This is a genomic window from Isoptericola sp. NPDC060257, assembly GCF_042726645.1.
GTDB classification, from domain to species: Bacteria; Actinomycetota; Actinomycetes; order Actinomycetales; family Cellulomonadaceae; genus Isoptericola; species Isoptericola nanjingensis.
Map to the genome: position 1 here is coordinate 23387 of NZ_JBHXAW010000013.1, position 8779 is coordinate 32165.

The 8779-nt window shown below is 75.5% G+C and carries 12 protein-coding genes; 7 read left to right on the top strand and 5 right to left on the bottom strand.

Annotated features, from left to right (window positions below):
• Positions 1-46 precede the first annotated feature (46 nt).
• Entirely contained in the window at positions 47-250 is a 204-nt protein-coding gene (locus ACFWEK_RS02320; RefSeq protein ID WP_430552951.1) for a hypothetical protein, read from the top strand.
• Between the two features lie 7 nt (positions 251-257).
• Here ACFWEK_RS02320 and ACFWEK_RS02325 read toward each other — a convergent pair whose 3' ends face one another.
• Positions 258-596, bottom strand: coding sequence for a hypothetical protein (locus tag ACFWEK_RS02325; protein WP_430547014.1), 339 nt, complete (start codon positions 594-596; stop codon positions 258-260).
• A 208-nt stretch (positions 597-804) separates the two neighbouring features.
• Here ACFWEK_RS02325 and ACFWEK_RS02330 point away from each other — a divergent pair, with 208 nt between their 5' ends.
• Genes ACFWEK_RS02330 through ACFWEK_RS02340 form a run of 3 tightly spaced genes read left to right on the top strand, consistent with a single transcriptional unit; the run spans position 805 to position 2794 of the window.
• Positions 805-1455: a hypothetical protein gene (locus ACFWEK_RS02330; RefSeq protein WP_430547013.1), complete on the top strand. Its 651-nt coding sequence runs from the start codon at positions 805-807 to the stop codon at positions 1453-1455.
• Positions 1452-2633 carry a PrsW family intramembrane metalloprotease gene (locus ACFWEK_RS02335; RefSeq protein WP_430547012.1) on the top strand — a complete coding sequence of 394 codons (1182 nt, stop codon included), beginning with the start codon at positions 1452-1454 and terminating at the stop codon, positions 2631-2633. The genes ACFWEK_RS02330 and ACFWEK_RS02335 overlap by 4 nt, the downstream gene beginning before the upstream one ends.
• On the top strand, positions 2630-2794 hold the full coding sequence (locus tag ACFWEK_RS02340) for a GNAT family N-acetyltransferase (protein WP_430547011.1): 165 nt from the start codon (positions 2630-2632) through the stop codon (positions 2792-2794). Before ACFWEK_RS02335 ends, ACFWEK_RS02340 begins: the two co-directional genes overlap by 4 nt.
• A gap of 63 nt (positions 2795-2857) precedes the next feature.
• Here ACFWEK_RS02340 and ACFWEK_RS02345 read toward each other — a convergent pair whose 3' ends face one another.
• A complete protein-coding gene (locus tag ACFWEK_RS02345) occupies positions 2858-3397 on the bottom strand; it encodes a helix-turn-helix domain-containing protein (RefSeq protein WP_430552952.1) in 540 nt (179 codons plus the stop codon).
• A 58-nt stretch (positions 3398-3455) separates the two neighbouring features.
• Between ACFWEK_RS02345 and ACFWEK_RS02350 the strand changes: the two genes are divergently transcribed.
• Both ACFWEK_RS02350 and ACFWEK_RS02355 read left to right on the top strand, forming a co-directional pair.
• Positions 3456-4691, top strand: coding sequence for a benzoate/H(+) symporter BenE family transporter (locus tag ACFWEK_RS02350; RefSeq protein ID WP_430552953.1), 1236 nt, complete (start codon positions 3456-3458; stop codon positions 4689-4691).
• Positions 4673-4984 carry a DUF3467 domain-containing protein gene (locus tag ACFWEK_RS02355; RefSeq protein WP_430552954.1) on the top strand — a complete coding sequence of 104 codons (312 nt, stop codon included), beginning with the start codon at positions 4673-4675 and terminating at the stop codon, positions 4982-4984. Before ACFWEK_RS02350 ends, ACFWEK_RS02355 begins: the two co-directional genes overlap by 19 nt.
• Positions 4985-4993: 9 nt before the next feature.
• Here ACFWEK_RS02355 and ACFWEK_RS02360 read toward each other — a convergent pair whose 3' ends face one another.
• From ACFWEK_RS02360 to ACFWEK_RS02370, 3 genes are all read right to left on the bottom strand, one after another.
• Entirely contained in the window at positions 4994-6403 is a 1410-nt protein-coding gene (locus ACFWEK_RS02360) for an FtsX-like permease family protein (RefSeq protein WP_430552955.1), read from the bottom strand.
• Positions 6400-7122 carry an ABC transporter ATP-binding protein gene (locus ACFWEK_RS02365; protein WP_430552956.1) on the bottom strand — a complete coding sequence of 241 codons (723 nt, stop codon included), beginning with the start codon at positions 7120-7122 and terminating at the stop codon, positions 6400-6402. Before ACFWEK_RS02365 ends, ACFWEK_RS02360 begins: the two co-directional genes overlap by 4 nt.
• A gap of 109 nt (positions 7123-7231) precedes the next feature.
• Positions 7232-7906, bottom strand: a complete 675-nt coding sequence (locus tag ACFWEK_RS02370) for a UdgX family uracil-DNA binding protein (protein ID WP_430547006.1) — start codon at positions 7904-7906, stop codon at positions 7232-7234.
• 128 nt (positions 7907-8034) lie between these two features.
• Between ACFWEK_RS02370 and def the strand changes: the two genes are divergently transcribed.
• Positions 8035-8721 carry a peptide deformylase gene (gene def, locus ACFWEK_RS02375; protein WP_430547005.1) on the top strand — a complete coding sequence of 229 codons (687 nt, stop codon included), beginning with the start codon at positions 8035-8037 and terminating at the stop codon, positions 8719-8721.
• Positions 8722-8779 lie beyond the last annotated feature (58 nt).

The following is an 8779-nucleotide window of genomic DNA, read 5'->3' on the forward strand; positions in this document are numbered from 1 at the left end:
GTCCGGCCGGGAAGCGTGCATCGAGGGCTCGGACGACGGTGACGGGATGGCCACGGTGAAGTATGTGGCGTCGACCAGGTTCCTGGTGTGCGGTCAGGGGATCGCGGCGGCGGTGGTCCATACGGAGTCGGGCCCGAGCACCGTCAGCCACGCGATCATCGCCAACACCGGCTGGCACCTCACGTGCCGGGGGCACGAGGCCGCGCTGGAGGAGCTCTCCGCGCAGTGCCCGGAGTGCGACGACGACTGACGACCGGTCAGGGCGTGCCGCGCGACGAGGTCGGACGGTAGGCGGTGCCGAGGCCGCCGGAGATGGTGGCGAACAGGCCGGCGACGGCGCCGCCGACGGCGGTGACGGTCTGCGCGGAGTCCGGCGCCACGGCGGCGGTGATGGTGGACGCGGCGGTGGCGAGCGCGCCGACGACGAGTGCGACGACGTACGCGGCGGTGCGCAGCCGGGGCGACACCGTGGCGTGCCCGGTCGCGCCGGAGGCCTCGGGCGCCGCGACCGGGGTGGGGACGGGCGCCGGGACGGGGGCCGACGACGCCGGGGCGGCCGTCGTCGCGGCGGTGGCGGATGCGTCGATCGCGGACATCGGAGGGCTCCTCGGTGGTGCGTCGGGCCGGGCGCACCGGCCCCTGCTGGGAACGACGTGCGCGGCGGCGGTCTGATACCTCGGCGCACGCCGCACCCGGGGAGCGTTCGCCGCGCGCTTCTCTCCGGAACGTGCGATCTTCCGTACTGCCGCGCGATCTCCGCGCTGCCGGGCGCCGGTGTGGCGTCCGTGGCGTCCGGGGAGGGCCATGCGAGCGGAAGTCGCGCCGGAGCACCAGAGCGTGCCGCCGGACTGGGTGCCGGTGGAGCGTCGCTGGCTCGGGATGGACCGCACGACGCTGCTGCCGGCGGCGATCGTGGTCCTGCTGGTCGCGCTGGCGGTGTGGGGACTGCCCGCCCTGGACCGGGCGGTCCCGGTGGACGACCCGGCGCGGGCGGGTGACGTCATCCGGGTCGACCAGGTCGAGTTCGACCCGGCCGCCGGGTGGAGCATCGACTCCGGCGTGCTCGCGTCGGACCCGCCGGAGTCGGGTGGCTTCCCGAACACGGCCCAGGTGTCGAAGGACGGCTTCACGTTCTCGGTCGTCTCCGACACCTTCGACGGGACGCCCGCCGAGCTGATGGCGCAGCTGCAGAAGAACAACGAGCGGCTGAGCGACGGCGTCACCATCGACATGGGGCAGGTGGAGACGTTCCACACCTCCCAGGGCGCACGGGGTGTCGCCGGACGGTTCACGTTCGCCAGCGGGGCGGGGCTCGTCGCGGCGTACGTCTTCGACGGGACCGGCGTGGAGGTGGTCGCCTCGGGCCCGGATCAGACGGACGACGACCAGATCGAGGCCGACATCATCCGGATGATCCGCTCGATCCGTCCCGTCACGTCGGTGGAGGCCTCATGACCCGCACGGAGCTGCTCGACCGGCGCGCGCAGGTGGCCGACGACGTCGGCTGGGGCCAGCGCGTCTCGTGGGTCCAGCCCCGCAACGCCTGCCTCTGGGTCTTCGTCGCGGTCATCGCCTACGGCCTCTGGTTCACCGTCTCGCAGGTGCGCAGCCAGGGACCCGCCTACGGGGAGCCCCTGGGCATCTCGGCGGCGATCTTCAGCGTCTACGCCGTGCTGTTCTGGTGGTTCACCACGCACATCGACCGCTACTCCCGTCAGCCACTGGACCTGCGCGTCGCCGCCTTCCTCTGGGGCGGGTTCGCCGCCACCTGGGCAATCGCGCTGCACGGCAACGCGGCGCTGCTCAGCCTGTACGCCAAGCTCGTCGACCCGGCGTTCGCCGTCGACTGGGGCGCCGGTCTCGCCGCCCCGTTCATGGAGGAGTGGGGCAAGGGGGCGGGCGTCCTGCTGCTCATGTTCATCGCCCCGCGTGTGCTGCGCACGGCGTTCGACGGCTTCGTCGTCGGGGCGTTCGTGGGCCTCGGATTCGAGATCCTCGAGGACATCCTCTATGCGCTGAACTCCGCGCCGGACGGGTTCGGCGTCGACCCGGTCGGCTCCAGCCTGCACACCGTGGTACTGCGCCTCGGCACCGGCTTCACGTCGCACATCCTGTACTCCGCGATCTTCGGGGCGGGCGTGGTGTACCTCGTGGGCACCGTCGCGCAGCGGCGCCTGGTCGGGCGCGGCCTGCTGTTCTGCCTGGTCGCGATGGTGCTGCACTGGGCGTGGGACAGCACCTCCGCCCTCGCTGCCGGCAACGGCCCGCTCGTCATCACGCTCCTCGTGCTGCAGGTCGTCGTCGCGATCGTCGTCGTCCTCGTCGTCTTCCACGTGACCGTCGCACCGGAGCGGGCGGCCATGCGGGACCTCATGGCGCCGGAGGTCGACGACGGCACCCTCACCCCGGAGGAGGCCGACGCGCTCGCGGGCGCCTGGAAGCAGCGGCGCGCCTACCGCCGTGGCGGCGGTCCGCGCGACCGGCGACGGCGGGGGCACCGCCTCGAGGCGGCCAAGGACCTCGCCGACGCGTTGGGCGCGGCGCAGGGGCGGGAGACGGAGCGGGTGGGGTTCACGCGAGCCGAGCTCGACCGGTTCCGCCCCGACGACGAGGCGCCGCGCCCGACGCCGTGACGCCCCGTCACCGGGAGGCCGGGAACACCGCGTCCGGCCGGCTGCACGAGTCCCTCGGGTTCACCCACGTCGGCCGGCTGCCCGAGGTGGGCACCACGTTCGGCCGGTGGCTCGACCTCACGATCCTCGCCCTGGCGCTGGTCGGCACCCAGGCGGGCTGAGTCGCCGGTCAGCGGGCCGACCGCCGGTGCCGGGAGCCGGTCGGTCGAAGGGGATCTGTCTGACTAGTCCTGCTTGGTGCGACGCCACCACATCGTGAGCACCGCCTCGGCCGGCGCCCCGCCCAGCGCGCGGTACCCGTGCCGGGAGCCGGCGGTCCACTGCAGGGACTCGCCGACGCCGAGCTCGACGGCGGCGTCGAGGGGGCCGACCTCGGCCCGGCCGCGGGTGACCAGCAGGTGCTCGGTCACGTGGGCTCCGTGCGCCTCCGAGCGGTGCATCGGGCCGGGGTCGAGCCGCAGGGCGAAGACCTCCACCGTGACCTCGTCCTCCTGCGTGGCGGCCAGCAGCCGGGTGTGGATGCCGGGGGAGGACACCTCGGCCCCCGCGCGTTCGGCGAGCAGCCACGACATCGGGACGTCGAGGGCGCCGGCGAGGGCGTAGAGGGTGGCGAGGTTCGGGTTGCGCGACCCGCCCTCGATCTCCGACAGCGAGCCCTTGCCGATCCCGGCGGCGCGAGCGAGGGCCCCGAGGGAGAGCCCCCGGACGGCGCGGGCGGAGGTGAGGCGCTCGCCGATGAGCGCGGAGAGCTCGGCGGATCGCACGGCGTCATCCTAGCGTTCTGTTTGCGGAACGCGGCGGGTCGGGCCTACCGTTCCGTTCGTGGAACGCTCGCTCGCGCAGCCGGTCGGTGTCGGGATCGTCGCCGCCCTCGTCGGCTTCACCAGCTCGTTCGCGGTCGTCGTCACGGGGCTGCGGGCGGTCGGTGCCACGCCGGCGCAGGCGGCGTCCGGCCTCCTCGTGCTGTGCGTCGTCCAGGGGCTCGGGATGATCTGGCTCAGCCGCCGCCACCGCGCGCCCCTGACCCTGGCATGGTCGACGCCCGGCGCAGCCGTCCTCGCAGGCGCGGGCGGGGTCGCCGGCGGGTGGCCCGCCGCCGTCGGGGCGTTCGTCGTGTGCGGCGCCCTGATCGGGCTCACCGCGGCGTGGCCCGCGCTCGGGCGGCTCGTCGCGGCCATCCCCGTGCCCGTGGCCCAGGCCATGCTCGCGGGGGTGCTCCTCTCGCTGTGCCTGGAGCCGCTGGTCGCCGTCACGACCGCGCCGCTGCTCGTCGGGCCGGTGATCGTCGTGTGGCTCGTCCTCGCACGCCTGGCGCCGCGGTGGGCCACGCCCGTCGCCTTCGGGCTCGCCGTCGTCCTCGTCCTGGCGGCGGCGGCCGCGGGGGACACCACCCTCGGGCTCCGGCCGCCGGGCCTCGTGCTGACGACGCCCGAGCTCACGTTGCCCGCCGTCGTGGGCATCGCCCTCCCGCTGTACGTCGTGACGATGGCGTCGCAGAACGTGCCCGGGGTCAGCGTCCTGGCCTCCTTCGGCTACGCCGTCCCCTGGCGCGAGACGCTGCTGGTCACCGGGGCCGGAACGATGGTGGGGGCGTTCGCGGGCGGCCACGCGGTCAACCTGGCCGCCATCACGGCGGCGCTGCCGGCATCGGCCGAGGCGCACCCCGACCCCCCGCGTCGCTGGGTCGCGACGCAGAGCGCCGGGTGGGCCTACCTCGTGCTCGCCGTCCTGTCGCCGCTGGTCACGGCGCTCGTCGCGGCGTCCCCGGCCGGGGTGTTCGAGACGGTCGCCGGGCTCGCGCTGCTCACCACCCTCGGCTCCGCCCTGGCGGCCGCCCTCCGCGACGAGTCGCACCGGGTCGCCGCGACGGCCACGTTCCTCACGGCGGCCAGCCCTCTCGTGGTGCTCGGCGTCGGGTCCGCCTTCTGGGCCCTCGTCGTGGGGCTCGTGGTGTGGGCGCTGCTCGTCGCGCGGCCGCCGCGGCGCGCCCGTCGCCGGGCTGTTGGCGACCGGGCCGCAGGGGGACGACAGTGGGGGCCATGGCGAACAACGAGGTGAAGTTCAAGATCGACGTCCCCGCCGAGCTCGAGGGAGGGGTCCCGGCGGACTTCGCGTCGCTGTGGCACACGTCGACCTCGTTCGTCATCGACTTCGTCGCGGCCACCAAGCCGCCGCAGCCGGTGACCGACCCCGACACCGGGGCGGTCACCGGCCGCGTGGTGCCGGGCAAGGTGGTCTCCCGGGTACGCATCCCGCCGCAGCAGGTGTTCGAGCTGGCGCGGGCGCTCACCCAGCAGCTCGACGCCTGGGAGCGGGAGACCGGGAAGAAGACCGACGGCTCCGCCGCCTGACCCGCGACGTCAGAGCGCGCGCTCGGGCCGGGCGAGGATCCCCGGCACGAGGCGGGCGCTGAGCGCGGCCGCACCGCGGACGGCGAGGAACCCGAGCGCGAAGACGGCCAGCGCGGTGACGATCGCGACGGGCTGGACGAAGATCGCCATCCCGACCAGCGGGAACAGCAGCACGGCCGCGCAGAGCGCCGAGCCGCCGGCCACCATCCACAGGGCCGACATCACGGCGCGCCGGGAGGCCTCGCCCATCACCTCGCGCGGGACGCCGAGCCGGTCGAGCGAGACGTGCACGGCGGCCCGGTCGAGCGTCGAGGCGGCCTGGTTGATGCCCACCGAGCACGCGACCATGAGGAACGACACCGCCACGGTGACGAGGACGCCGGTCGAGATGTCCTGCAGGAGCCACCGCTCGCTCGCATCCATCCCGTCGGTCGAGGTCATGCTGGTCATGGCGAGGCCGACCGCGCCGAAGACGCCGACGAAGCTGGTCATCGCCACGCCGCTCACCTGGCGCCACGCCGCCTTGGGGTCCTCGAGGATCATGCGCGCGGCGAGCACCCGCGGCACGGTCTGCGCCTTGCGCGCCTGGCGCCGCGCCCGCACGCGGACGAACCACGGGCCCAGGGCGTCGAGGGCGAGCAGCATGCCGCCGAAGATCGCCGCGAGCGTCCCGACGATCGCGACGATGCCGCCCATCTCGCCGAGCACGTCCAGCATCTGCATGAGCCCCAGGCCGACGACGAGCACGCCGACGGCGATCACGACGCGCACCCAGTGCGCGGTGCCCGGCTTCTGCCGGGTGCGCACGCCCAGCGGCGTCACGACGACGGCGCGCAGGCCGACGACGGCGCTCGCGGCGGCGAGCAGCGCGACGCCGAGCACGGCGAGCGGCAGCCACCACCAGGGCACCCACATCTGCGCGCCGAGCGCCTCGCCGCGGAAGTGCAGCAGACCGACCAGCGGGGCGAGGACCGCGTAGAGCACGACGCCGAGGACGGCCCCGGCCAGCGCCGTCACCGCCGCCTCGAGCACGGTGAGCGCGGTGATCGTGCCGGTGGTCGCGCCGAGCAGGCGCAGGGACGCCAGCCGCTCGTCGCGCCGTCGGGCGGCGAGGCGGGCGGCGGACGCGCCCACCGTCGCCAGGGGCACGAGGAGCAGCACGACCGCGATGACGGCGAGCGTCTCGTAGGTGGAGGCGAGCTCGTCGTCCCAGCCGAAGAATGCCTGCGCACCGCCCAGCACCACGAGCAGCAGGGCCGTGACCACGGCGAAGCTCGCCACGGGCAGCGCGGTGGCCAGGCGGTCGCCGTCGCGCCGACGCCGGAAGAGCGGGGCGAGGTGGACGGCCGTCGCGAGGGCTCCGGCCGGTCGCGCGCCCGGCACGGCGGCCGGCGCGGGTGCCGGGGCGGTGGCGGTCATCGCGACACCTCGGCGGCGGCCGGGGCGGACGGGGCCGCCGTGTCCGAGACGACGCGGCCGTCGCGCAGGACGACGGTGCGGGCGCAGCGGCGCGCGACGTCGGCGTCGTGCGTGACGACGACGAGCGTGCGGCCCTGCGCGGTGGCGGAGAGCAGCAGGTCGAGCACCTCGACGGACGTGGCGGAGTCCAGGGCGCCGGTGGGCTCGTCGGCGAAGATCAGCCGGGCGCCCGTCACCTGGGCGCGGGCGATCGCGACGCGCTGCGCCTGGCCGCCCGACAGCTCGCCGAGGCGCCGCTGCTCCAGGCCCGTGAGGCCCAGGTACTGCAGCCACTGCGCGGCCTCCGCCTCGGCCTGGCCGCGCGGCACCCCGCCGAGCATCCGGGCCACGGCCACGTTCTCGAGCGCCGTGAGCTCGTCGAGCAGCAGACCCTGCTGGAACACGAAGCCGAGCTCCTCGCGCCGCAGCCGCGACCGGGCCGCGTCGTCCAGCGACTCGACCCGCACCGGCCCCTGCCCCGACGCGAAGGTGACCGACCCGGCGGTCGGCCGCAGGATGCCCGCGAGGCAGTGCAGCAGCGTCGTCTTGCCGGAGCCGGACGCGCCCATGATCGCCACCGACTCGCCGGCGGCGATGTCGAGGTCCACGCCGTCCAGGGCGGGCGTGACCCCGCCGGGGTACTGCATCGTCAGGCCACGCGCGCTCAGCAGAGGTGTCATGACACCTACGGTGCCCGCGGCGGGCCGCCGGCCGCGTCGGACCACGAGCGGATTCCTCCTGGGCACGGGTCCCCCTGGGGTATGACGCGGCTCCGGGGGACCCCCGAGGTCAGGCTGCGCGGGCGGCCCGTGCCGCGGTACCGAGGTCCGCCACGAGCGCGGCGAAGGCGTCGTCCCAGCCGGCGCGGTCGCGCAGCCGCAGCAGGGCGGACGGGTGGGTGGTCACGACGACGGGAGCGCCGGGGAGGGCGCCGCCTTCCGGGGCGTCGAGCAGCCGGCCCCGCAGCTCCCCGATGCGCGCGGGGGCGCCCAGCACGGCGCGGGCGGCGGTCGCGCCGAGGGCGACGACGACGCGCGGCCGCACGGCGGCCAGCTCGGCCTCCAGCCAGGGCAGGCACGCGCGCACGTGCGCGACGTCGGGCGTCTTGTGCAGCCGGCGCTTGCCGCGTTCCGGTCGCTCGACGTGCCGGAAGTGCTTGACGGCGTTGGTGAGGTAGACCGACGCGGCCTCCAGGCCGGCGGTCTCGAGCGCGTCCTCGAGGACCCGGCCCGCGGGGCCGACGAACGGCTCGCCCTCCCGGTCCTCGCGGTCGCCGGGCTGCTCGCCCACCAGCGCGAGGTCGGCGTCGGGCGGCCCGGTGGAGAACACGACCTGCGTGGCGTCGTGCCAGAGCTCGCACCCCCGGCACGCGTGCGCCGCCCGCGTGAGCGCGTCGACGTCGCGGCGCGCCGCGCCGTCGGGTACCCAGCGGTCGGCGCCGGGGCGGTCGGGGGAGCGGGTCACGGGCACCTCCTCGGGGCGACGACGGCACTGCCAGGGTGTCGCGGACGCCGGGTGCTCGCCGGTCGGGCACGGGCCGCCACCGGTCGGAGCGCGGCCCGGCCCCGCCGCCCTCGCCTAGGCTCTGTCCCATGGCTTGGAGCTTCGGTCGACGTCGGCCCACCACGTACCTGCTGGGGGAGCCGGCCGACCCGTACCCGGCCCAGGCGCCGGAGGCGGCGCGCGGCCGCGTGCTGCGGATCACCGAGATCGGCGAGCCCGTGCTGCACGCGCCGGCGGCGACGGTCGAGGAGTTCTCCACCCCGGAGCTCGCGCGCCTGATCGACGACATGTTCGCCACGATGGAGAACGCCGAGGGCGTGGGGCTGGCGGCGCCGCAGGTCGGCGTCGGGCTGCGGCTGTTCGTGTACGACGTCACGGACGAGCGCGGGGACCGGCACGTGGGGCACGTGGTCAACCCGGTCCTCGAGATGGACGCGGACGCCGACCCCGAGACCGAGGACGAGGGGTGCCTGTCCGTGCCCGGCGCGTACGAGCCGCTGGAGCGGCCCGGCGCCGCCACCGTGCGGGGCGTCGACCAGCACGGCGGCCCCGTGCAGCTGTCGGGCCGCGGGTTCCTGGCCCGCGCCTTCATCCACGAGGCGCAGCACCTGGACGGCACCCTCTACTGGGACCACCTGTCGCCCGACCTGCAGGCCGACGCCCTGCGCCAGCGCGACGAGGAGCGGGCCGACATCCTCGCGGGACGCCACGAGCTCGCCGTCGAGCTGGGCAAGCGGCCCGCCGAGTACCCGGAGAAGCCCGCGGGCGGCCGCTGACCCCACGCATCGAGCGTGCTGAATTGATCCTCAAACCGCCGACTTGAGGATCAAGTCC

Coding starts and splice junctions, on each gene's coding strand:
- ACFWEK_RS02355 (WP_430552954.1), top strand. CDS start 4,673: ATGGCGAACAACGAGGTGAAGTTCAAGATCGACGTCCCCGCCGAGCTC.
- ACFWEK_RS02360 (WP_430552955.1), bottom strand. CDS start 6,403: ATGACCGCCACCGCCCCGGCACCCGCGCCGGCCGCCGTGCCGGGCGCG.
- ACFWEK_RS02320 (WP_430552951.1), top strand. CDS start 47: ATGGCCACGGTGAAGTATGTGGCGTCGACCAGGTTCCTGGTGTGCGGT.
- ACFWEK_RS02335 (WP_430547012.1), top strand. CDS start 1,452: ATGACCCGCACGGAGCTGCTCGACCGGCGCGCGCAGGTGGCCGACGAC.
- def (WP_430547005.1), top strand. CDS start 8,035: ATGGCTTGGAGCTTCGGTCGACGTCGGCCCACCACGTACCTGCTGGGG.
- ACFWEK_RS02330 (WP_430547013.1), top strand. CDS start 805: ATGCGAGCGGAAGTCGCGCCGGAGCACCAGAGCGTGCCGCCGGACTGG.
- ACFWEK_RS02325 (WP_430547014.1), bottom strand. CDS start 596: ATGTCCGCGATCGACGCATCCGCCACCGCCGCGACGACGGCCGCCCCG.
- ACFWEK_RS02365 (WP_430552956.1), bottom strand. CDS start 7,122: ATGACACCTCTGCTGAGCGCGCGTGGCCTGACGATGCAGTACCCCGGC.